The organism is Kitasatospora sp. NPDC085895 (genome assembly GCF_040702125.1).
GTDB lineage: Bacteria > Actinomycetota > Actinomycetes > Streptomycetales > Streptomycetaceae > Kitasatospora > Kitasatospora arboriphila.
Window position 1 is genome coordinate 39,407 of the sequence record NZ_JBFBJY010000014.1, and the last position, 21,774, is coordinate 61,180.

The window sequence follows — 21,774 nt, forward strand, 5'->3', positions numbered from 1 at the left end:
CGACCACCCGACCGCCCGTCCTGGAGACCACACCATGACCGAGACCGCGGCCAGGCTCAAGCCCCTGGCCACCGCCCTCCTGCTGCCCGTCCTGCTGCCCCTGCACCTCGGCATGCCCTACCTGCACGTGCGCCTCGGCAGACTGCGCGCCGCCCGCGCCTCCGGCGACCGCGGCGCGATCAGCATCGAACTCGCCCTCACCATCATCGTCCTGGTCGCCATCGCCGGTGCGGTGCTGGCCGCCGTCAAACTGCTCGCCGGCAAGGCCGAGCAGAAGATCCCCACCGACGTCCCGGACGCGGTGAAGTGATCCGACGCCCGCGCGTCCCCGCCGCGCCGCGCACCGCCGCACTGCGCGACCGCGGGGCGGTCGTCCTCGGCCTGGCCATCGTCTTCCCGGTCGTGCTGACCGCCGTCATGCTCGTGGTGCAGGCCTCGCTCTGGTGGTACGCCGACCAGGTCGCCCTCACCGCGCTGCGTGAGGGCGTCGACGCCGGCCGGGTGCGCGGTGCCACCGCCGAGGACGGGGACGTGCGGGTACGGGAGTTCCTCGCCCGCTTCGGCCGGCTCGCCGAACTCGAGAGCGTCGACCACGCCGGCTCCGACGCCGAGACCCAGCAGATGACGGTGACGGTCCGTCCGCAGTCGGTCGTGCCGTTCTTCGACCGGCTGACCATCACCGAGACGCTCAGCGCACCCCGCGAGCGGTTCGTCCCGCAGGGCGGGCAGCGGTGACCGCCCGCGCCGCCCGCCGGCGGCCGCCCGCGGGCCGCGACACCGGCGCCGTCCCCGTCGAGGCGGCGCTGCTGCTGCCCGTGGTGCTCGCCTTCGTGCTGATCGTGGTCGCCGCCGGCCGGGTGCAGAGCACCGGCGCCGTCGTCGACGCGGCCGCCCGGGCCGGCGCCCGCGCCGCCTCGCTCGCCCGCGGCGAGGACGGCGCCCGGCAGGCCGCCGCGGACGCCGTGCAGGACGTCCTCGGCCGGCGCAAGGTCCGCTGCTCGCAGGACCCGGTCACCCCGGTGTCCTACGGCACCCTGCAGACCCCCGGCGGTGAACTCGCCACCGTCACCGTGCGGGTGCGCTGCTCGGTGCCGCTGCGCGACCTGCTGGGTGTGGACGCGCTGCAGGGGGACAAGACCATGACGGGGGAGTTCACCTCGGTCGTCGACCGCTACCGCGGCGACTGAGCAGGGTCGACCGCCACCGCGGCGACCGAGCAGGAGAGGGGGGCCGGTGGCACACCGGAGAACACCGCCGCGGCGCCGCCGCGGCCCGGACGACGGCGCACTGTCGGTGTACGTGGCGATCTGCGCGGCCGCCCTGGTCGTGCTGGTCGGCATCGTGCTCGACCTCGGCGGACGGCTGCGCGCCATCGAACGCGCCGACGCCCGCGCCCAGGAGGCCGCCCGCGTCGCGAGCCAGCAGCTCGACGTCGAGGCCGTGCTGCAGGGCCGCGGCTACCGCATCGTCAGCCAGGAGGCCGCCGAGCGGGCCGCCGACGACTACCTGCGGGCCTACAACCTCACCGGCACGACCCGGCTGGTGGACGACCGCACCGTCGAGGTGCGGACCACCGGCACCTACACCAGCGCCCTGATCGGCGCGGTGCTCCCCGACTTCACCTACCTCGAGGTGCACGGGTACGGCAAGGCCACCCTCGTGCCCGGCATCACGGAAGCGGAGAACGGCTGATGGCCGCGCGACGAGCCGACGACCCCGCCCGCACCGGCGCCCCCGGCGACCGGACACCCGCCGTCCGGCCGCGGCGCCGCCGCACCGCCGGCTCGGTGGCCGCCGCCCTCGGCGCGCTGCTCGCGCTGGTCGCCCTGCTGGCAGGCCTGCCCGCGCTGCTCGGCTACGGCACCCTGGCGGTCGCCTCGACGGGCGAACCCGCCACCGGCGGCAGCGCCGTGGAGGTCCTCACCAGCCCCGACGACGGACGCCTCTTCCTGTGGGCGCTGGTCGGCGTCGGCTGGATCGCCTGGCTCTGCTTCGCGCTGTCCGTGCTGATCGAGATCCCCGCCCAGCTCCGCGGCCGGGTCGCCCGCCGGATCCCCGCCTTCGGCTGGAGCCAGCGCATCGCGGCCGGACTGGTCGGCTCCGTCCTCGCCCTGCTGCCGGTGGCCGGTTCGGCCTTCGCCGCCGTCCCCGAACGCGGCCCGCAGGCCGTCGCCGCCGCGCTGCCCGCCGCGCCGCAGTACGCCGCGCTGCCCGCGGCCGCACCGGCCGCAGCCCAGGCCGCACCCGCCCAGGACCATCCCGTCTACACCGTCCGCGACACCCGGCCCGCCGACAGCCTCTGGTCCATCGCCGAGCACCAACTCGGCTCGGGGGAGCGGTGGCAGGAGATCGCCCGGCTCAACGACGGCCGGGTGATGGACGACTCCGGGCGGCGGTTCGACGCCGACCGGCCGATCCACCCCGGCTGGAAGCTGCTGATGCCCGGCGACGCCAGGCCGGACGCCGGAGGCGCAGCCCCGCAGCAGGGCCCCGCGCCCGCCCCGCACCACTCCTCGGTCACCGTCGCCCCCGGCGACAGCCTCTCCGCCATCGCGCAGCGCGAACTCGGCAGCGGCGACAGGTGGCCCGAACTCTTCGAGGCCAACCGCGGCGTCCGCGCCCCCGACGGTGAACGGCTCACCGACCCGGACGTGCTGGTCCCCGGCACGGTGCTGGCCGTCCCCGGTGCCCCGCAGCCCGCCCCGCAGCAGCCGCAACCCGAGCAGCAGGCCCCGCAGCCGCCCGCGCAGTCCACCCCCGCGCCCGCAACTCCCGCGCCGGCCACGCCCGCACCCGCGAGCCCCGCACCCGCGAGCCCCGCACCGAGCACGCCCGCCCCCCACAGCCCCGCGCCGAGCACACCGGCGAAGCACACCCCGCCGCCGGTCGTCCCCGCCGGGGTCGGCCACGAGGCGCACGCCGCCTCCGGCGACTACACCACCGCGCTCGCCGCCTCCACCGTCGGCGTGCTGCTGGCGGCCATCATGATCGGCACGGTCGCCCGGCGCCGCGGCGACCAGCAGCGCGTCCGCAGGCCCCGGCACCGGATCACCATGCCGGCGCCGTCCGCCGCCGCCTTCGAGGCCGAGCTGAAGGCCCGCCAGAACGTGCCCGCGCTGGAACTGCTGGACCGCGCCCTGCGCACCCTGGCCCGCAACACCGTCCGCACCGGCAAGCGGCTGCCCTCCCTGGTCGCCGCGCGGATCACCCCCGGCCGCACCGTCGAACTCCACCTGTCCGGGCCGGCCGTGCCGATCGCCCCCTTCCGGGCCGCGCACGCCGCCAACGTCTGGTGGTGCCCCGAGGACTCCAACGAACTGCTGTCGCCCGGCCAGGCCGCCAAGTCCTCGGCGCCCTACCCGGCCCTGGTCACCCTGGGCACCTCGCCGGACGGCTCCGTCGTCCTCGCCGACCTCGAGACCGTCCGGCTGGTGCACCTCTCCGGCCACCCCGACGACGCCCGCGACGTGCTGCGCACCCTCGCCCTGGAACTCGCCCACAGCCCGCTCGCCGACCGCCTCCACCTGCACCTCGTCGGCTTCGCCGAGGACCTGCCGATCGCCGGCCGCGCCGCCGAACGCGTCCACCGCTACGACTCGCTGGAGCAGGCCCTCGGCGCACTCGGCCCGCGCACCGCCCGGGCCCGCGCCACCCTGGTCGCCGCCGAGGCCACCAGCCCGCGCGACGCCCGCAGCCGAGGCCGGTCCGACGAAGCCTGGATCCCCGAGATCGTCCTCTCCGCCCAACCGCCCGCCGGCCAGGTGCCCGCCGAACTCGGCCGCCTGCTCGACGCCAAGCCGCGCAGCTGCCTCGCCGTCATCACCCGTGCCCCGGAACGCGGCAGCGGACCCGTCGCCCGCTGGACCCTGCCCGCCACCGGCGCCGCCACCCTGCCCGGCCTGCACCTCCAGGTCGAACTGCAGCGCCTCGACGACACCCAGTACGCGAACCTCGCCGAACTCGTCCGCGCCTCCGGCGACACCACCCAGCACCCGGCACCCGAGTGGACCCTGGACGGCCCCGGCGACGACCTCGAACCGGCCGAACTGCCCGCCCCCGTCCCCGTGCTGGCCGCCGTCGGCAGCACCGCGGACAGGCGGCCGGCCAATGGTGCCGACGACGCAGACGACGCCGCGCCGCGGCTGATCGCCCGGGTCATCGGCACCGGCGCCAGCCCCTTCGCGGGCACCGCCCCGACCGCCACCCCGCCGCAGCCCGGGGCGGCCGTCGTCCGGGCGGTCACCCCCGTCAACCCGACCGCACCGCCGCTCACCCCCGTCCCGGCCGCCGCCGACCGGCCTCCCGTGCCGCAGCCGACCGCGGACCGGCCCGCCGTGGAGGCGCCGCCCGCCGACCGGCCGACGGCCGACCTGCCCGGCGCGGGCGGGGAGGACACACCGCCCCCGCCCCGGCACACCGCCAACGGCATCGGCCGGCACGCCGCCTCCGGACCGCCCCGCCCGCCGCAGCCCGCCGTCCCCCGGCAGCCCGACCGCTCCGCGGACCAGGCACCCGCCCCCGAACCGACACCGACCCACGACCCGGCCCCCGACGTCGCCTCCCCGGCCGCCGGCACACCCCGCGCGGCCGCCGCCCGCACCGACAGCGCCGAACTGCTCGCCATCCTCCGCTCACCCGAAGCCCACGCCGGCCGCTCCGCGCCCAGGCTCCGCGTCCTCGGACCGGTCGACATCACCGGCGCCACCGGCACCACCGAACCCGCCGCCGTCCCCCGCCTCACCGAACTCGCCGCCCTCATCACCCTGCGGCCCGGCATCGACCACGCCACCCTGGACCGCGAACTGCACCCCGGCGCGGCCCACCTCGCCGAACTCGCCCCCGCCCTCGCCGCCAGCCCGCTCCCCGGCAAACTCACCCGCCTCGCCGCCTGGCTCGGCACCTCCGCCGACGGCCGCCCCCACCTGCGCACCGACCAGCCGGACGGCTACGCCCTCGCCCCGACCGTCAGCTGCGACTGGGACGAATTCCGCGGGCTCTACCGCCGCGGCATGCGCTCCACCAGCTCCACCGCCGACGCGGCGCTCGCCCACGCCCTCGCCCTCGTCCGCGGGGCGCCGTTCGCCGAAGCCCCCGCCGACGCGTACGGCTGGGCCGAACCCGAACGCCAGGACATGCTCGCCGCGATCGTCGACACCGCCCACGAACTCGCCGTCCGGCGCCTCCAGTACGGTGACCACCGGACGGCCGAGGCCGCCATCTTCCGGGCCCTGGCCGTCGCCCCGGACGTCGAACTCCTGCACCGCGACCTGTTCTACGCGTACGCCTCCGCAGGCGCCCGCGACCAACTCGTCCGCGCCGTCAACCGCCTCGACGCCCTCAGCCGTCGCACCGGCCGCGACCTGGACCCGGACACCGTGGCCCTCCTCCGCGACCTCCTCGCCGCCTGAGAGGCCCGCCCCGGGGGTGCGGGGAACTGCGCAGTCCGGGGGCGGAGGCACCTGCAAGGCGGGGTGAGCCAAGTCACGCGCCCCTGGGGTGCCTTCCGCAGTTCCCCGCGCCCCTGGGGTCGCTCGTGAATCGGGTCGCGGGGGAAGTGGTGGCCCGGTTAGCGTCGCGGCATGACGAGTTCGGACCTGCCCCTGCGACCCCGCCTGCGGGCGGCCCTCACGGTGGCCATGAAGGCACGCGACAAGGTGGCCGTCGATGCCCTGCGGCCCACCCTCGCGGCGTTGGACAACGCCGAGGCGGTGGAGCGTCCCGAGGGCGCCGACCGGAACCTCGCGGTCGAGCTGATCCCGATCGGTGCGGGTGCCGCCGAGGTGGCGCGCCGGGAGCTGTCGGAGGAGCAGATCGTGGGGATCGTCCGGGCCGAGGCCGCCGAGCGGGCCGAGGCGGCGGAGGCGTACGACCGGGCGGGCCGTCCCGACCGTGCCGAGCGGCTCCGTGCGGAGGCCGCCGTCATCCTCGCGCACCTGGGCTGATCTCCGGTCCGGGCCCGCTGTCAGTGCCGGGCGGCAGGATGCGGAGCGAGCATTCGAGCGCGTCCGGAGGAGCAGCCGTGGGCACCGTCAGCAGCGTGGGACCGGACCGGCCGGTGGAGTTCGTCCCGGCGTGGTGCGCCACCGATCTGGGGGTGCACCGGCCGTGCCGCGGCACCTACGAGTGGTACCCGTACGAGAGCCTGCCGCCGTTGGCGGCGGGCCGGTTCGACGGGGGGTTCGGCTGGCTGGGCGGGCCGGGGCCGGCGGATCCGGAGCGGGTGGCGCTGCTGGACGGGGTGGCGTCGGCGCTGGCCGGCACGGGTTGCGAGCTGCCCGCCGACTTCGTGGCGCTGCAGACCTCGGCCCGCTGCCACGACGTGCTGGACGAGGTGTCGGTGACGGGCTGTTGGACGGACGTGTCGCAGCCGCTGCCGAGCCCGTTCGAGCCGGGCGCGCGGCTGGTGCGGTTCCTGCGGGACCAGCAGGACTGCGTGTTCTGGTACCTCTACCTGCGGCCTTCGGGGGAGGCGTTCGTGGTGGGGTCGCCGTTGGACTTCGCCTGCCTGCCGGAGTGGGAGGAGGCGGAGGGGCCGGTGGACCTGAGCGCGGCGGTCGCCCACTGCGCCCCGGGCTTCGAGGAGTTCGCCTACCGCTTCTGGGTGGAGAACCGGCTCTGGCAGGCGCTGCAGCACGAGGAGGTGCCGGCCGCGCCGGAGCTCGCCGAGTACCTGGCCCACTACACCGACCGGTACACCGGCCCGGTGGCCTCGGTGTGACCGCGGGCGCGCGTCGGTGCCGGCTCCGGCCCTTGACCTGAAGTCCGCTTGAAGGTGCAGGCTGGGACACAGAGGTCGGAGCGAGCCGGGGAGCGGTCGTGCGAGCGGTCTGGTTGACGGAGTTCGGCGGGCCCGAGGTGCTGGTGGCGGGCGAGGCGCCCGATCCGGTGCCGGGTCCGGGGCAGGTGGTGGTGGACGTCGCGTACGCCAACACCACCTTCGTCGAGACGCAGTTCCGGGCGGGCGGCCGTGGGCCGTTCGCCGCGGTGCCGCCGCTGGTGCCCGGCAACGGGGTCGGCGGCACGGTGGCGGAGGTCGGCGAGGGGGTGGACGGGGCGCTGCTCGGCCGCCGGGTGGTCACCTCCACCGGCGGGTCCGGCGGCTATGCGGAGCGGGCGCTCGCGCTCGCGGCCGACCTGGTGGCGGTGCCGGACGGGCTGGCCCTGGACACGGCGGTCGCGCTGCTCGCGGACGGCCGCACCGCGCTGCTCCAGCTACGGGCCGGGCGGGTCGCCGCCGGGGACCGGGTGCTGGTCCTCGCGGCGGCCGGCGGCGTCGGCGGTCTGCTGGTGCAGCTGGCCGCGGCCGCGGGGGCGACCGTGGTCGGTGCGGCGGGAGGCCCGCGCAAGGCGGCCGTCGCGGCGGCCCTCGGCGCGAAGCTCGCCGTGGACTACCGGGAGGCCGGCTGGCCGGAGCTGGTGCGGTCCGGCACCGGCGGCCTGGACGTCGTCCTCGACGGGGTCGGCGGCGATCTCGCCCGGGCCGCCTTCGAGCTGCTCGCGCCCGGCGGGCGGATGGTCAGCTACGGACTGGCGGGCGGCAGCTGGGCGGCGATCCCACCGGAGGCGGCGGAGGACCGCGGGGTGGAGCTCGTCGCACCGGCCCGGCCCGACCCGGTGCTGCTGCGCGCCGCCACCGCCGAGGCCCTCGCCGAAGGGGCGGCGGGCCGGCTCCGGCCGCTGATCGGGCAGCGGTTCCCGCTGGAGCGCGCGGCCGAGGCGCATGCCGCGATCGGGACGCGGGCGACCACCGGCAAGACCCTCCTGGTCGTTCGGGAGGAACGGAACTGACCGGCCGTCACCGGGCGGGGCCTCCCCGTCCGGGGCGCCTAAACCGCTTCGGCACACGGGCCCGCCGAACCTACGATCGGAGCATGACAGCTCCCGTGTACCCGCCCAAGCCGAAGCCCGGCGACCGGGTGGCGATCCTCTCGCCGTCCTCCGGCCTGCCGGCCGTCCTGCCGCTGCCCTTCGGCCTCGGTCTGCGCCGCCTGACCGAGGAGTTCGGTCTGAAGCCGGTGGAGTACCCGACCACCCGGCGGATGGGCTGCTCGCCGCAGGAACGGGCCGCCGACATCCACGCGGCCTTCGCCGACCCGGAGATCAAGGCCGTGATCGCCAGCATCGGCGGCGACGACCAGATCGCCGTGCTGCCGCACCTCGACGACGAGCTGATCCGCGCCAATCCGAAGCCGTTCTTCGGGTTCAGCGACAACACCAACCTGCTGACCCACCTGTGGAACCTCGGCATCGTCGGCTACCACGGGGCGTGCGTGATGACCGAGTTCGGCCGCCCCGGCGCCCTGCACCCCGTCACCGGGGCCTCGGCCCGCGCCGCGCTGTTCACCTCCGGCCCGTACGAGCTGACCGAGCCCGCGGAGTTCAACGACATCGACCGGCCCTGGCAGGAGCCGGCGACCTTCGAGTCCGAGGCGCCGATGCAGCCCGCCGGGGGCTGGACCTGGCACCGGCCGGAGCGGGTGGTCGAGGGGGTCAGCTGGGGCGGCAACCTGGAGATCCTCGGCTGGCTGCTGATGGCCGACCGGGGCATCCGCAGCCCCGAGGCGTACGAGGGCTGCGTGCTCTTCCTGGAGACCTCGGAGGAACTCCCGTCCGGGGAGGAGGTGTTCCGGATCCTGCGCAACATGGGGGAGCGGGGGCTGCTCGCCCGCTTCCCCGCGCTGCTGATGGGCCGGGCGAAGGCGTGGTCCTTCGACCGGCCGAACGACGCCGCGCAGCGCGCCGCGCACCGGGCCGGGCAGCGCGAGGCGGTGCTCCGCGCGCTGGCCGCGTACGCGCCCGACACCATGGCGGTGTTCGACGTCGACCTCGGGCACACCGACCCGCAGGTGGTGATCCCGTACGGCGGCACCGTCCGGGTGGACGGGCCGGCCCGCCGGATCACCGTGACCTACTGACGGACCGACGGCTGCGCCACCCGCCCGGGCGGTCATCGCGACCCGGCCTGGAACCGGCCCGGGATCACCCCGTATGGTGGCGAAATCGTGCGCGGTGGAGGGCATCGCGCTGGCAAGGGCGAGGCCGCGGCGGGCGGCGGGGCGGGGCGGTGACCGGGCGTGGCGGACGTGACAGCGGCCTCCGGCGGCGGCGAGCGGAGACCGTTCGACACGGACACGCCCCCGCGGCCGGCCGAATACCGGCCCGGCGAGGAGCAGACCGAACCGCCCGCACCCGTGCCGCACACCGGCTGGACGACCACCATGCCGGCGATCACCCTGCCGCCCGTTCCGCCGCAGCAGCCCCAGCTGCCACAGCAGCCGCCCGGCCCGGCCCCCGTGCCGCCGTCCGCGCCCCCGCTCGCCTCGGCCGTCCCGCCCGGCCCGGGGCCGGCCGGGCTGCAGGCCACCCCGCCGCTGCGCGGGTTCGGCGCCGGCCTGCGCGGCCGGATCCTGGTCGTCGAGGGCGGCTACGGCAGCAGCGGCCGCCGGCCCTGGGGCCGCGGCAGCGCACAGGCACCGGTGCTGTCCGCGATGCTGGCGGCCGTCTCGCCGCACGTCCTGCTCGCCTCCGACGCGGTCGACGCCGTGCACCTGCCCGGTGCCGGCGACCCGCAGACCGTCCTCGCCCATCTGCGCGCCGCCTCCCGGCACCCGGGCCCGCTGCTCGTCCACATCGGCGGGCACCTGGTCACCGACCGGCGCGGCGAACAGCTCTTCCTGACGCTCCGCGACGCCCGCTCGCACGACACCCTGCCCTGGCAGGCCGTCGCCGCGGAGCTGCAGCACCGCCCGCAGGAGTGGGACACCCTGGTCGTCGCCGACCTGAGCGCCGACCAGACCGCCTGGCCGCTGGTGCAGAGCACGATCTCGCCGCTCACCGACGGCGTGCCGCTGTGGGCCGTGGTCAACCCGGACCCGGACCAGGTCGGCACGTTCACCCGGGCGCTGATCGAGGTGCTGCACGTCGGCGTCCCGGGCGCCGGGCCGGTGCTCGCACCGGAGGAGCTGCGCCGGCAGGTGCACTCGGTGCTCCGGCCGGAGGCCGCCGTCCTGCAGTCGCACGCCCCGGACCGTCCGGTCTTCCGCAACACCTCCCGGCAGATCGGCGACACCTCCACCGCGGCCAGGCTCAACGAGGCGCCCCGCCCCGCGGCCGTCCAGCCGAAGCGGCCGGGGGCCCGCCCCGGCCGTCCCCGCCCGGCGGCACCCGTCGCGGCCGCGCCGCGGATCACCCTGGCGAAGGCGCAGCAGGCGGTGCCGCGCGGCCCGGTGTCGCTGCTCAAGCCGGGGGTGCCGCCCACCCCGCCGCGTCCGGCGCGCCCGGTCTCGCTGCGCAAGCGGCTGCCCGGCGACCCGCCGGTGCCGCCGCCGATGTCGCCGGAGGCTGCGGCCGCGGCGGCCGAACCCGCGCGGACCGCGGTGGTCCCCGACCCGATCGGGGCGCCCGCGGAGGCGCCCGGCGGCTCCGCGGCCCGGGTCGAGCTCGGCAAGCGGGCCGTCCCCGAGGCGTCCTCCTCAGCGGAGCCGGCAGCGGGGCCGACGGCCGACCCGGTCGCGGACTACCGCGAGGCGGTCGGCCGGATCGTCCGCGCCGCCGACGCCGGCGAGCACGACACCGCCGCCGAACTCGCCCTCGCCCTGGAGGAGGAGGCCCTCGGTACGCACGGCGCGGCGGCCCCCGAGGTGCTGCAGGTCCGTCAGGTCCGGGCGCACGTCTCCCGGCTGGCGGGCCGTACGGTGCTCGCCGCCGACCTGTACCGGGAGGTGGCGCTGGCGCTGCTCGGCACCGCCGGTGCCGAGGACCCGGAGACCCAGCGGGCCGCGACCAACGCCGAGGCCTGCTGGCGGGCGGTGGCGGACCCGGTCGAGGCGATCCGGATCGCCCCGGAGATCATCGAGCTGCGGGCCCACCTGCCGGGCCCGGAGGGCCGCAAGCTGCGCGCGGCCGAGCGCTACCTCGCCAAGCTGGCGGCCGCGGCCGCCGAGGGCTGACGGACGCCGCGGCCCCGCGGACACCCGCAGGGCCGCCCCGCCGGCGGCGGGACGGCCCGGACGTGCGGGGCCGGTCAGCGTCCGGCGAGCGCGTGCACGAAGCGGGTGCCGTCCACGGTGCCGAGGCCGGAGGCCAGGTCGTAGCCGGGAGCCGCCTGGTACCCCGTCACCTTGTCCCAGGAGTTGTCCCCGGCGGTGACGTCGTCGATGCCGCTCCACTTGGCGGGCAGCATCGCCAGGCCGTACATCCGCCAGTTCAGCTGGCCGAGGCGGTGCCCGGCGAGCTGGTCGGCGAGCGCGACGACGCCCGAGAAGATCGGGGTGGCCTCGCTGGTGCCGCCGGTGAGGTGCCAGCCGACCCGGGTCGGGTCGTAGGACTCGTACGTCCAGGCCGCGCCGTCGACGGCGGCGCTCATCGAGATGTCCGGGGTGCCGCGGTGGTTGCCGGTCACCTCGGCGACGCCGGCCTGGTACCAGGGGCGCTCGAAGACGCCGGAGACGCCGCCGCCGGCCGCGCCGTAGTCGTCGTGCCAGACCTTGTCGGGCGCGGTGCGAACGCCCTTGTCGTCCAGGGTGAGCTGGGTGCCGCCGACGGAGGTGACCAGCGGGTCGGCGGACGGCCAGGAGTTGACCCTGTACGGGTACAGGTCGCTGCCGTTCTCCATGGCGTCGGTCGCGCCGTTGTCGCCGGAGGCGGCGAGCACGGTGACGTTCCGGGCGGCGGCCTCCTTGAAGGCGTACCGCAGCTTCTCGATGGACGAGAAGTCGTGCTTGTCGAAGCCGGGGAAGGTGTTCTCGGTGGCGCCGAAGCTCTGCGAGATCACGTCGGCCCGGCCGGAACGGATCATCGCCTTCTCGGCGTCCATCATCTCCGGCAGGCCGGTGACGCCCTCGGTCTCGGCGACGCCGGTCTCCACCAGGACGATGTGCGCGTCCGGGGCGATCGCGTGGGCGTACTCGACGTCGAGGGTGGTCTCGCCGGCCCAGCCGGTGTGGTCCCCGTTGGTCGGGTCGAACGGCGGCACGTCGCCCCACTTGACCACCTCGACGTCGGTGTCGGGCAGCCCCCACTGCTTGTCGAACACCTCCAGGTCGTGCTGGATCGTCGGGGAGCCGAAGGAGTCGACGATGACGATCGTCCGGCCCTTGCCGGTGACGCCCTGCCGGTACAGCGGGTCCAGGTCGTAGGCGGTGCGGTACTGCAGCGGCGAGTAGCAGTGGATGCCGATCTGCGCGACGCACTCGGCGGTGGATATCGGGGCGGTGCGGCCGGCCGCGCTGATGTGGCCGCTCGACGCGGGCCGGACGTGGACGGCCGGCCCGCGGAGGGCGGACCCGGCGGCCGGCCGGGCGACGGCGGTGCCGCCGGCCAGGGCGGTGGCCCCGACGGCGAGCAGCGCGAGCGCCCGGACGGTGGAGCGGGGACCCGCGGTGACGGGATGCGTGCCCATGGGACTCCTCGGTGGAGGGGTGCCGACCGGTCGGTCGGCACCCCACATCCCACCGGGCGCGGGCCCGTTGATCCATAGTCACCCCGGGGCCGTCGTCCCCACCGCAGTGGGCCACCGGATCGGGTAAAGACCACCCCCGGATTCGGTAAGCCCGCACGGCTCCGGGGCGGGGCGGCTCCCGTCAGCGGGCGCCGCCGTTGATGTACAGCGTCTGCCCGCTCACGTACGAGGCGTCCTCGCTGGCCAGGAAGGCCACCACCGAGGCGACCTCCTCCGGCTGCCCGACCCGGCGCAGCGGGGTCCGCTCGGCGGCCATCGCCTGGTGGTCCTCGGCGGAGGAGCCGACCCGCTCGGCGGTGGCGGCGGTCATCGCGGTGGCGATGTAGCCGGGGGCGACCGCGTTCACGTTGATGTTGAACGGGCCGAGCTCGATCGCCAGGGTGGCGGTGAGGCCCTGGATGCCGGCCTTGGCGGCGGCGTAGTTGGCCTGGCCGCGGTTGCCGAGCGCGGAGCGCGAGCTCAGCGAGACGATCTTGCCGTACTTCTGCTTCACCATGTACTTCTGCGCCACGTGGCTGCAGTTGTAGGCGCTGGTGAGGTTGACGGTGAGGACGGCGTCCCAGTCGTCCTTCGCCATCTTGAAGAACAGGTTGTCCCGGGTGATGCCGGCGTTGTTGATCAGGATGTGCAGCGCGCCGAGGTCCTCGACGACCTGGGCGAACACCGCGTCGACCGCGTCGTAGTCGGCCACGTCGCAGCCGTACGCGCGGGCGGTGCCGCCCTTGGCGGTGATGGCGTCGGCGGTGGCCTGCGCCCGCTCGGCGGTGAGGTCGACGACGGCCACGGTCGCGCCCTCCTCGGCGAGCCGGACGGCGGTGGCCGCGCCGATGCCCTGGGCGGCGCCGGTCACCACGGCGACCTTGCCTGCGAATCGCGTCATCTGATCTGCCCTCAGTTCTTCTCGACGAGTACGGCGGTGCCCTGTCCGACACCGACGCACATGGTGGCCAGGCCGCGCCGGGCGCCGGTCCGGCGCATCCGGTGCAGCAGGGTGGTGAGGATGCGGGCGCCGGAGCCGCCCAGCGGGTGGCCGAGCGCGATCGCTCCGCCGCTCGGGTTGACCAGGTCGTGGTCGAAGCCGAGCTCGTTGACGCAGGCGAGCGCCTGGGCCGCGAAGGCCTCGTTGAACTCGGCCTCCTCGACGTCGCCGACCTGCCAGCCGGCCCGGGCCAGCACCTTGCGGGTGGCGGGGACGGGGCCGATGCCCATGACGTCCGGGTGGACGCCGGCCGAGGCGCCGGCGACGTAGCGGCCGAGCGGCTCCAGGCCGAGCCGGCCGAGCGCCTCCTCGGAGACCAGCAGCAGGGCCGCGGCGCCGTCGTTCATCGGCGAGGCGTTGCCGGCGGTCACGGTGCCGCCCGCCCGGAAGACCGGCTTGAGGCCGGCCAGCTTCTCCAGGGTGGTGTCCTCGCGGATCGACTCGTCGGCGGTGACGGTGACCCCGTCCGGCCGGACGACGGGCAGCAGCTCGGCGTCGAAGTGGCCGTCCTTGCGGGCGGCGGCGGCCCGCTGGTGGCTGCGCAGGGCGAAGGCGTCCTGCTGCTCGCGGGTGACGCCGAAGCGCACGGCGACCTCCTCGGCGGTCTCGCCCATGGAGAGGACGCCGTGCAGCTCCTTCATCCGCGGGTTGGTGAGCCGCCAGCCCAGCCGGGTGTCGAAGGTCTCCATCCGGTGCGGCATCGCCTCGTCGGGGCGGGGCAGCACGAAGGGGGCGCGGGTCATCGACTCGCAGCCGCCGGCGACGACGACCTCGGCCTCGCCGGAGCCGATCGCCCGGGCGGCGCTGGTGACGGCCTCCATGCCGGAGGCGCACAGCCGGTTGACGGTGGCGCCGGGGATGCTGTCGGGCAGTCCGGCGAGCAGCACGGCCATCCGGGCGGCGTTGCGGTTGTCCTCGCCGGCCTGGTTGGCGGCGCCCCAGTAGACGTCGTCGATGAGGGCCGGGTCGAGCTGCGGCACCTCGGCCAGCAGACCGGAGAGGACGGCGGCCGACAGGTCGTCGGGCCGGACGGTGGACAGCGCGCCGCGCAGCCGCCCGATCGGGGTGCGGCGGGCGGCGGCGAAGTAGACGGGACGCACTTCGTCGGGCTCCTGTTCTCGTGGGTTCTAGAACGCGTTGATGCCGGTCAGGGATCGCCCGATCAGCAGCTTGTGGATCTGGCTGGTGCCCTCGTAGAGGGTCATGACGCGCGCGTCGCGCAGGTACTTGCCGACGGGGTACTCGTCGATGAAGCCGTAGCCGCCGAAGACCTGCAGGGCGTTGTTGGCGGCGCGCACCGCCGCCTCGCTGGCGTACAGCTTGGCGGTGGAGGACTCGGTGGCGAAGGGCAGGCCGCGCTCGATCAGGTCGGCGACCTTCCAGGTGAGCAGCCGGGACGCCTCGACGTCGACGGCGATGTCGGCGAGCAGCTCCTGCACCAGCTGGTGGGAGGCGATCGGCTTGCCGAACTGCTCGCGCTCGCCGGCGTACTTCACGGCGGCCTCCAGGCAGGCCCGGGCGATGCCGACGCAGCCGGCCGCGACCGACATCCGGCCCTTGGCGAGCGCGGACATCGCGACCCGGAAGCCCTGGCCCTCGGCGCCGAGCCGGGCGCTGTCGGGCACCCGGACGCCGTCGAGGACGAGCTCGGCGGTGGCCTGCCCGCGCAGCCCGAGCTTGCCGTGGATCGTGCGCCGCTCGAAGCCGGGCAGGCCGGTCTCCACCAGGAAGGCGGTGATGCCGCGGTGGCCCTCCTCGCCGGTGCGGGCGAAGACCAGGGCGACCTCGGCCCAGGTGCCGTTGGTGATGAAGGTCTTGCCGCCGGTGATCAGCCAGTCGCCGCCGTCGCGGACGGCCCGGGTGGTCAGGTTCGCGGCGTCGGAGCCGGTGCCGGGCTCGGTGAGGGCGAAGCAGCCGAGCGCCTCGCCGGAGGTGAGCCGGGGCAGCCAGGACCGCTTCTGCTCCTCGGTGCCGTACCCGGCGATCGACTTGCCGACCAGGCCGAGCGAGACGGAGACGATGCCGCGCACCGCGGAGTCGCCGCGGCCGAGCTCCTCCAGCACCAGGCAGTACGCCAGGTGGTCGCCGCCGCTGCCGCCGTACTCCTCGGGGATCGTCAGACCGAGGAAACCGAGCTCGCCGAGCTTGCCGACGATGCCGCGGTCCACCGACTCGGCGCGGTCCCAGGCGGCCGCGTGCGGCACGATCTCGCGGTCGGTGAAGGCCGCGGCGAGGTCGCGGACGGCGGCCTGCTCCTCGGACAGCTCAAGATTCATGACGGCGGACGCTCCATAAACTAGCAGTGCAAGTTTTAATGGGAGCGTAGCCCCACCGCGCCGCCCGCGGAAGGGCCGCCTGCAAGAATGTGTGACACCCCACCCGATCGGAGGCCGCGACCGCATGGCCCGCCCGCGCACCCCGCTGCTCAGCCGCGAGCGGATCGTCGCCGCCGCGCTCTCCCTGGTCGACGCCGACGGCCTGGACGCGCTCTCCACCCGCCGCCTCGCCACCGAGCTCTCGGTCAGCGGGCCCTCCCTCTACAACCACTTCGCCACCAAGGACGACCTCCTCGACGCCGTCGTCGACAGCGTGATGGGCGAGGTCGACCTGTCGATGTTCGACGCGCCGGAGGACTGGCGCACCGCCCTGCGCGACTGGGCCCGCAGCTACCGCGCCGCGCTCGCCGCCCACCCCAACGTCGTCCCCGTCCTCGCCCAGGGCCCCGGCCGCCGCCCCAACGCGCTGCGCCTCGCCGACGCCGTCTTCGGCTGCCTGGTCGACGCCGGCTGGCCACGCGGCCAGGCCACCCGGATCGGCGCGCTGATGCGCTACTTCATCACCGGCTCCGCCCTCGGCTCCTTCGCCGGCGGCTTCCCCGAGGACGCCGCCGTCTACGCCGCCGACTACCCGCACCTCGGCGAGGCCCACCTGCTCGCCGAACACCGCCGCGCGATCGACGAGGGCGCCTTCGAAACCGGCCTCGCCGCCCTCCTCGACGGCCTCGCCCTGCGCCACCCCACGGCCGGCCGGACGCCGTAGCCCCAACGGGCGTGCAGCCACCGCCCCACCCGGCCCGAACCCGTCGCCGGCCCCTGCGCCCCGCCGCCGCCTCGGCCGCCGCCCTCGCCCTGACCGGCCTGCTGCCCGGCACCGCCCTGGCCGGCGGCCGAGGCGGCGGCCAGGACGGCGACCGCACCGAGGTCCACCGCGCGGGCACCGCCGAGGTCGGCACCGGCCGCCGGCCCCGCATCACCGACCACATGCGGATCGCCAGCGCCGTCAAGGCCTTCAGCGGCGCCGTCACCCTGCGGCTGGTGGACCGCGGCGCCCTCGGCCTGGACGACGCCATCGGCGAACGGCTGCCCGACCTGCCCGCCGCCTGGCACGCGGTGACGCTGCGCCAGCTGCTCCAGCACACCAGCGGCCTGCCCGACTACAGCGACTCGGTCGCCTTCCGGGCCGTCGTCACCGCCGACCCGCACCACGTCTTCGACCCGCACCACCTGCTGGACCACGTCTTCGACCAACCGCTCGGCTTCGCCCCCGGCACGCAGTACCGGTACTCCGACTCGGACAACATCGCCGCCGCCCTGATGGCCGAGGCCGCGACCGGCCGCCCGTACGAGCGGCTCCTCGCCCGCCTGGTGACCCGCCCGCTCGGCCTGACCGAGACCACCCCGCCGCGCGGCTACGAACTGCCCGAGCCCTACCTGCACGGCTACGACGTCGTCCCGCCCGACCCGCCGGAGGACGTCTCCACGCTGTTCGGCGCCTCCGGCTCCTGGGCGTCCGGCGGCATCGTCTCCACCCCGGCCGACCCGTCCGCCTTCATCCGCACCTACGGCGGCGACGGCTTCCTGAAGCCCCCGACCCGGCAGGCGCAGACGGACCGGGTGCCCGGCGCCTCCGAGCCCGCCGGGCCCGGCACCAACGCGGCCGGGCTCGCGCTCCTCCGTTACACCACCCGCTGCGGCGGCGTGTACGGCCACACCGGCAACACCGCCGGCTACACCCAGTTCGCCGCCGCCACCCCGGACGGCCGCCGCTCGGTGACGGTCTCCGTCACCGAGCAGATCAGCCAGCGGACCCGGCCCGCGCTGCTCGTGCAGCTGCGGGCGGTCGAGGAGGACTTCGTCTGCCGGCTGCTCAACGGCCCGGGACACTGAGAGCGTCGGCCGCCGCCAGTGCGGCCCGCACCTCGGAGGCCGGGTCGCCCTCGTGGTAGATCCGTTCGCTGCGCTCGATCCCGTCCAGGAACTCCTGGTAGCGGACGGCGTAGCCGAGGTGCACCAGCGGGGCCGCGAGTTCCAGCGCCTGCAGCGGGTCCGAGCCGGGGGCCGCCGCCGACCAGGCGGCGGCCCAGACGGACCGGACGTCCGCCCAGCGCCGCTCGCCCAGGAAGTCCTGCGGCCGCAGCCCGTCGAAGGCCGGATGCCCGAAGAAGGCGTCCGAGAAGTCGACCAGCACCGTGGCGCTGCCGTCCGAGCGGTAGTTGCCCGGGTGGAAGTCGCCGTGCACCAGGGTGAGCGGCAGCCCGCAGGCGTCCAGCGCGTCGATCACCGCGGGCAGGCCGTCCAACAGTGCCCCGGCCCGCCCGTGCTCCTCGGCCGACAGGTCGTCCAGCCGGGGCAGCAGCTCCCGGGCCTGCTCCAGCACCCGCCGCGGCGAGCGGTCGCGCAGCCCGTGCGCCGCCGGGTCGGCGGCCAGTGCCGCGGCCAGCCCGGCCTGGACGGCGACGGTGCGCCCGACCGCGTCCAGCATGGCGTCCTCGGGCAGACCCCAGCAGTCCTCGCCCGGCACGTGCTCCAGCAGCAGCCGGCCGGGCGCCGCGGCGATCACGCCGGGCACCAGGGCCGGGTCGAGCGAGGCGACCAGGGCGATCGGCCGGTGCTCGTCGGTGCCGAACGGCGGCGTGGTCTTCAGCCAGACCGGCCCCTCCGTCGTGGGGATGCGGACCAGACCGGAGAGGTTCCAGCTCTTCGCCTGCTCGGCGGGGCCGGTCGCCGGGCGGCCGCACGCACGGAGCGCCTCCTCGGCCCAGTCCAGGGCGGCCCGCAGGCCCTCCGCGGTGGCCCAGGCGGCCCGCAGCGGGTCCTCCTCCAGCCGGACGGTCCCCTCCCGGAGCGCGGCCCCGGGCCGGCGCAGCGCCTCCGCGTGGTACACCACGTGACCGCCGCGTCCGGCCTCCCCGCCCGCCACGGACACCAGGCGCAGCACCAGCACCGGCACCCCGAGCCGCTGTTCCAGCCCCCGCACGACCGGCCCGACCTCCTGCCACCGCGGATGGTCCACCGGGAACGGCCCGACCTCCCCCAGCGTCTCGCCCTCGAAGGTCACCACTGCCGTCACACTGCGCTGCACACTCTGCTCCACCCGCGCATTGTGACCACCCGTCAGCCCTCCGGCCAGCGATTTTCCCCGCCGCCGCTCAGGGTGCCCCCGCGTCGCCGGGCAGGAAGGCCGGCCGCAGGTCCGGGTCCACCGGGTCGTAGTACCGGTGGTACACCGGCGTCAGCCCGCCCGAGACCGGCGGCACGATCCAGCTCCAGTCCGCCGGTGTGGGCCGCCCGTGCCGCCGTTCCCGCGCGACGTGCGCGAGGAAGCGCGCCGACTCCGTGTGGTGGTCCGCCATGGTGACCCCGGCCCGCTCGTAGGAGTGCAGCACCGCCACGTTCAGTTCGACGAGCGCCCGGTCGCGCCACAGGCTCCGCTCCGACCCGGTGTCGAGGCCGAGCCGCCGGGCCACCTCGCCGAGCATGTCGTACCGGTCGGCGTCGGCCAGGTTCCGGGCGCCGATCTCCGTCCCCATGTACCAGCCGTTGAACGGGGCCGCCGGGTAGCGGACGCCGCCGATCTCCAGGGTCATGTCACTGATCGCCGGCACGGCGTACCACCGCAGGCCGAGCCCGGCGAACCACGCGTGGTCGGGATGCCGCAGCGGCACCTCCAGCACCGCGTCGTCCGGCAGCTCGTACCAGCGCGGCTCCTCGCCGGGCCGGTGCCGGATCATCAACGGCAGCACGTCGAACCGGTCCTCGCCGCTCTTCCAGCCGAGCCCGCGGGCGAGTCCGGCGAGCGCGGCGCCGGCCGGGTCGCCGATCCAGCCGCCCTCCCCGTCGGGGTGGCCGGCGTAGCGGACGAGCTGCTGGTTGAGGATGCGCGGGGCGGGCCGCTCCGGCCGGTCCGGGGCGAAGACGGAGACCACCGGGCGGATCCGGCCGCCGTTGGTGGCCGTCCGCAGGTGCTCGAAGCACTCCTCGGCCATCGCGTCCGGGGTGTCGACGTGCCGCAGGTCGCGGACGACGAGGCTGCGCCAGTAGAGGCGGCCGATGCAGCGGGCGGCGTTGCGCCAGGCCAGCCGGGCGCCGAAGGCGAGTTCCTCGGCGGTGTGCCGGTAGCTGCCGGTCCGTTCGATCTCGGCGAGCACCTGGCGGACCCGCGGGGCGGGGTCGCCGGTGCCCGGCTGCTCCCGGTGGAACTGGCGGACGAAGGCGACGGCCTCGCCCGCGAGCGCCCCGGTCGGCGACGGTGCGGCCGCGGCCGGCGGGGCCGGCGGCTGGGGCGCGTGCTGGTGGGCGTAGGGGCAGGCCGCGGCGGGTCTGCGGGTGGCGCGAATCCGGCGGAAGATCAAGGACACATCCCTCCCTGGCGTCATGGGTACCGGATGTGCCGGGCCGGGCGCGGAGAGTGCGCGATTGTGCCGCGGCCCGCGGCGGCGGCCGCTAAGGTGCCCCGCCCCCCGCCCCGCCTCCGTCCGGACACGGCGGAGGGGCGCCCGCACCCCGCGGACGCCCCTCGACTCCCGGAGGATCAGCCCATGTCCTCCAGGCGGATCCCCTTGGTCTCCTTCATGAAGCGGGCCACGAAGACCATCGAGCCGAGCGCGAAGGCCGCGTACAGGGCATAGGTGGCCGAGAGGTTCCAGCGGGACATCGCCGGGAACGACACGGTGATCGCCCAGTTGGCCAGCCACTGCGCGGAGGCAGCGACCGACAGGGCGGCGGCACGGATCCGGTTGGGGAACATCTCGCCGAGCATCACCCAGACGACGACGCCCCAGGAGAGCGCGAAGAACAGCACGAACAGGTTGGCCGAGACCAGCGCCACCGTGCCCTGCAGGTCGGGCAGGGAGACGTCGTCGCCGGTGCCGGTGGCGGAGGAGAACGCCCAGGCGGCGGCGCCGAGGGTGACGGCCATGCCGGCCGAGCCGATCAGCGCGAGCGGCTTGCGGCCGATCCGGTCGACGAGCAGGACGGCGATCGCGGTACCGGCGATGTTGATCACCGAGCCGATGAAGCTGATCATCAGCGAGTTGCTCTGGTCGATGCCGACGGACTGCCAGAGGATCGACGAGTAGTAGAAGATCACGTTGATGCCGACGAGCTGCTGGAAGACCGAGAGGCCGATGCCGACCCAGACGATCGGCAGCAGCCCGGCCCGGCCGCCGAGCAGGTCGCGGAAGCGCGGCCGGTGGTCGGAGGCGATCAGGCCGCGGATCTCGGCGATCCGGGCCTCGGTGTCCGTCCCCTCGCCCTCGACCTCGCGGAGCACGGAGCGGGCCTCCTCCAGCCGCCCGGCGGAGATCAGGAAGCGCGGGGACTCCGGGATCATCGCCGACATCACGAAGTACAGCACCGCCGGCAGCACGCAGATGCCGAGCATCCACTGCCAGGCCTCCAGGCCGAGCAGGCTGCCGCGGGTGTCGCCGTCCGCGGCCTCGGCGAGCAGCCAGTTGACCAGCTGGGAGATGGCGATGCCGAGCACGATGGCGGCCTGCTGGAAGGAGGCGAGCCGGCCGCGGTAGCGGGTCGGGGCGACCTCGGCGATGTAGGTCGGGGCGATCACCGAGGCGATGCCGATCGCGGCGCCGCCGAGGACGCGCCAGGCGGCGAGGTCCCAGGCGGAGAAGGGCAGCATCGAGCCGACGGCGCTGAGCGCGAACAGCACGGCGGCGGCCTTCATCACCCGGATCCGGCCGTAGCGGTCGGCGAACCGGCCGGCCAGGGCGGCGCCCACCGCGGAGCCGAGCAGCGCCGAGGAGACGATCAGCCCGGTGACGCCGTCCCCGATCCCGAACCGGGCCTGGATGCCGGAGACGGCGCCGTTGATCACCGAGCTGTCGTAGCCGAACAGGAAGCCGCCGAGCGCGGCCGCCGCCGTGATGAAGACCACGAAGCCGAGCCGGTCCGGCGACTGCGCGCGGGCCGCTACGGGCTGTTGGGTGACGCTCACGATCACTGACTCCTGTGTACTCGACATTGAGAGAGGCGTCAGGATCGTACCCCCGGCCTATTCATCACATGTACGCATTATCCGGTCATTGGGGCAAAACATT

At 75.7% G+C, this 21,774-nt stretch carries 19 protein-coding genes; 12 read left to right on the forward strand and 7 right to left on the reverse strand.

The window, feature by feature from the left end:
• Positions 1 to 34: 34 nt before the first annotated feature.
• From AB0442_RS11800 to AB0442_RS11845, 10 genes are all read left to right on the forward strand, one after another.
• The gene (locus AB0442_RS11800; protein ID WP_030265308.1) at positions 35 to 310 is read left to right on the forward strand and encodes a hypothetical protein; all 276 of its coding nucleotides are present in this window, start codon (positions 35 to 37) and stop codon (positions 308 to 310) included.
• A complete protein-coding gene (locus AB0442_RS11805; RefSeq protein WP_363541190.1) occupies positions 307 to 735 on the forward strand; it encodes a TadE family protein in 429 nt (142 codons plus the stop codon). The genes AB0442_RS11800 and AB0442_RS11805 overlap by 4 nt, the downstream gene beginning before the upstream one ends.
• Positions 732 to 1,187: a TadE family protein gene (locus AB0442_RS11810; RefSeq protein ID WP_359985234.1), complete on the forward strand. Its 456-nt coding sequence runs from the start codon at positions 732 to 734 to the stop codon at positions 1,185 to 1,187. The genes AB0442_RS11805 and AB0442_RS11810 overlap by 4 nt, the downstream gene beginning before the upstream one ends.
• Positions 1,188 to 1,233: 46 nt before the next feature.
• The gene (locus AB0442_RS11815) at positions 1,234 to 1,692 is read left to right on the forward strand and encodes a hypothetical protein (RefSeq protein WP_366162340.1); all 459 of its coding nucleotides are present in this window, start codon (positions 1,234 to 1,236) and stop codon (positions 1,690 to 1,692) included.
• The gene (locus AB0442_RS11820; RefSeq protein WP_366162341.1) at positions 1,692 to 5,408 is read left to right on the forward strand and encodes a LysM peptidoglycan-binding domain-containing protein; all 3,717 of its coding nucleotides are present in this window, start codon (positions 1,692 to 1,694) and stop codon (positions 5,406 to 5,408) included. Before AB0442_RS11815 ends, AB0442_RS11820 begins: the two co-directional genes overlap by 1 nt.
• 171 nt (positions 5,409 to 5,579) lie before the next feature.
• Positions 5,580 to 5,942 carry a GatB/YqeY domain-containing protein gene (locus AB0442_RS11825; RefSeq protein WP_366162342.1) on the forward strand — a complete coding sequence of 121 codons (363 nt, stop codon included), beginning with the start codon at positions 5,580 to 5,582 and terminating at the stop codon, positions 5,940 to 5,942.
• A gap of 77 nt (positions 5,943 to 6,019) precedes the next feature.
• A complete protein-coding gene (locus AB0442_RS11830; RefSeq protein WP_366162343.1) occupies positions 6,020 to 6,718 on the forward strand; it encodes a hypothetical protein in 699 nt (232 codons plus the stop codon).
• 98 nt (positions 6,719 to 6,816) lie between these two features.
• Positions 6,817 to 7,788, forward strand: a complete 972-nt coding sequence (locus AB0442_RS11835) for a zinc-binding dehydrogenase (protein WP_366162344.1) — start codon at positions 6,817 to 6,819, stop codon at positions 7,786 to 7,788.
• 83 nt (positions 7,789 to 7,871) lie between these two features.
• Positions 7,872 to 8,915 (forward strand): S66 peptidase family protein, encoded by a 1,044-nt coding sequence (locus AB0442_RS11840; RefSeq protein ID WP_366162345.1) that lies wholly within the window; start codon positions 7,872 to 7,874, stop codon positions 8,913 to 8,915.
• 159 nt (positions 8,916 to 9,074) lie between these two features.
• Positions 9,075 to 10,949 (forward strand): hypothetical protein, encoded by a 1,875-nt coding sequence (locus tag AB0442_RS11845; protein WP_366162346.1) that lies wholly within the window; start codon positions 9,075 to 9,077, stop codon positions 10,947 to 10,949.
• 74 nt (positions 10,950 to 11,023) lie between these two features.
• Here the strand turns inward: AB0442_RS11845 and AB0442_RS11850 are convergent, their stop codons facing one another.
• From AB0442_RS11850 to AB0442_RS11865, 4 genes are all read right to left on the reverse strand, one after another.
• Positions 11,024 to 12,400 (reverse strand): S53 family peptidase, encoded by a 1,377-nt coding sequence (locus AB0442_RS11850; RefSeq protein WP_366162347.1) that lies wholly within the window; start codon positions 12,398 to 12,400, stop codon positions 11,024 to 11,026.
• 181 nt (positions 12,401 to 12,581) lie between these two features.
• On the reverse strand, positions 12,582 to 13,340 hold the full coding sequence (gene fabG / locus AB0442_RS11855) for a 3-oxoacyl-ACP reductase FabG (protein WP_366162348.1): 759 nt from the start codon (positions 13,338 to 13,340) through the stop codon (positions 12,582 to 12,584).
• A gap of 11 nt (positions 13,341 to 13,351) precedes the next feature.
• On the reverse strand, positions 13,352 to 14,539 hold the full coding sequence (locus tag AB0442_RS11860) for an acetyl-CoA C-acyltransferase (RefSeq protein WP_366162349.1): 1,188 nt from the start codon (positions 14,537 to 14,539) through the stop codon (positions 13,352 to 13,354).
• 27 nt (positions 14,540 to 14,566) lie between these two features.
• The gene (locus AB0442_RS11865; RefSeq protein ID WP_366162350.1) at positions 14,567 to 15,715 is read right to left on the reverse strand and encodes an acyl-CoA dehydrogenase family protein; all 1,149 of its coding nucleotides are present in this window, start codon (positions 15,713 to 15,715) and stop codon (positions 14,567 to 14,569) included.
• A 124-nt stretch (positions 15,716 to 15,839) separates the two neighbouring features.
• Between AB0442_RS11865 and AB0442_RS11870 the strand changes: the two genes are divergently transcribed.
• Entirely contained in the window at positions 15,840 to 16,478 is a 639-nt protein-coding gene (locus tag AB0442_RS11870; protein WP_366162352.1) for a TetR/AcrR family transcriptional regulator C-terminal domain-containing protein, read from the forward strand.
• An 11-nt stretch (positions 16,479 to 16,489) separates the two neighbouring features.
• Positions 16,490 to 17,605: a serine hydrolase domain-containing protein gene (locus tag AB0442_RS11875; protein ID WP_366162353.1), complete on the forward strand. Its 1,116-nt coding sequence runs from the start codon at positions 16,490 to 16,492 to the stop codon at positions 17,603 to 17,605.
• Here AB0442_RS11875 and AB0442_RS11880 read toward each other — a convergent pair.
• The 3 genes from AB0442_RS11880 to AB0442_RS11890 all read right to left on the reverse strand — a co-directional run bounded on the left by AB0442_RS11880 (position 17,586) and on the right by AB0442_RS11890 (position 21,698).
• The gene (locus AB0442_RS11880) at positions 17,586 to 18,812 is read right to left on the reverse strand and encodes a phosphotransferase (protein WP_366162355.1); all 1,227 of its coding nucleotides are present in this window, start codon (positions 18,810 to 18,812) and stop codon (positions 17,586 to 17,588) included. The two genes, AB0442_RS11875 and AB0442_RS11880, sit on opposite strands and share 20 nt — an antisense overlap.
• 55 nt (positions 18,813 to 18,867) lie before the next feature.
• Entirely contained in the window at positions 18,868 to 20,076 is a 1,209-nt protein-coding gene (locus AB0442_RS11885) for a nitric oxide synthase oxygenase (protein WP_366162357.1), read from the reverse strand.
• A gap of 173 nt (positions 20,077 to 20,249) precedes the next feature.
• On the reverse strand, positions 20,250 to 21,698 hold the full coding sequence (locus AB0442_RS11890) for a sugar porter family MFS transporter (protein WP_366162359.1): 1,449 nt from the start codon (positions 21,696 to 21,698) through the stop codon (positions 20,250 to 20,252).
• Positions 21,699 to 21,774: the final 76 nt, after the last annotated feature.

Coding starts and splice junctions, on each gene's coding strand:
- AB0442_RS11800 (WP_030265308.1), top strand. CDS start 35: ATGACCGAGACCGCGGCCAGGCTCAAGCCCCTGGCCACCGCCCTCCTG.
- AB0442_RS11820 (WP_366162341.1), top strand. CDS start 1,692: ATGGCCGCGCGACGAGCCGACGACCCCGCCCGCACCGGCGCCCCCGGC.
- AB0442_RS11825 (WP_366162342.1), top strand. CDS start 5,580: ATGACGAGTTCGGACCTGCCCCTGCGACCCCGCCTGCGGGCGGCCCTC.
- AB0442_RS11840 (WP_366162345.1), top strand. CDS start 7,872: ATGACAGCTCCCGTGTACCCGCCCAAGCCGAAGCCCGGCGACCGGGTG.
- AB0442_RS11850 (WP_366162347.1), bottom strand. CDS start 12,400: ATGGGCACGCATCCCGTCACCGCGGGTCCCCGCTCCACCGTCCGGGCG.
- fabG (WP_366162348.1), bottom strand. CDS start 13,340: ATGACGCGATTCGCAGGCAAGGTCGCCGTGGTGACCGGCGCCGCCCAG.
- AB0442_RS11865 (WP_366162350.1), bottom strand. CDS start 15,715: ATGAATCTTGAGCTGTCCGAGGAGCAGGCCGCCGTCCGCGACCTCGCC.
- AB0442_RS11870 (WP_366162352.1), top strand. CDS start 15,840: ATGGCCCGCCCGCGCACCCCGCTGCTCAGCCGCGAGCGGATCGTCGCC.
- AB0442_RS11890 (WP_366162359.1), bottom strand. CDS start 21,698: ATGTCGAGTACACAGGAGTCAGTGATCGTGAGCGTCACCCAACAGCCC.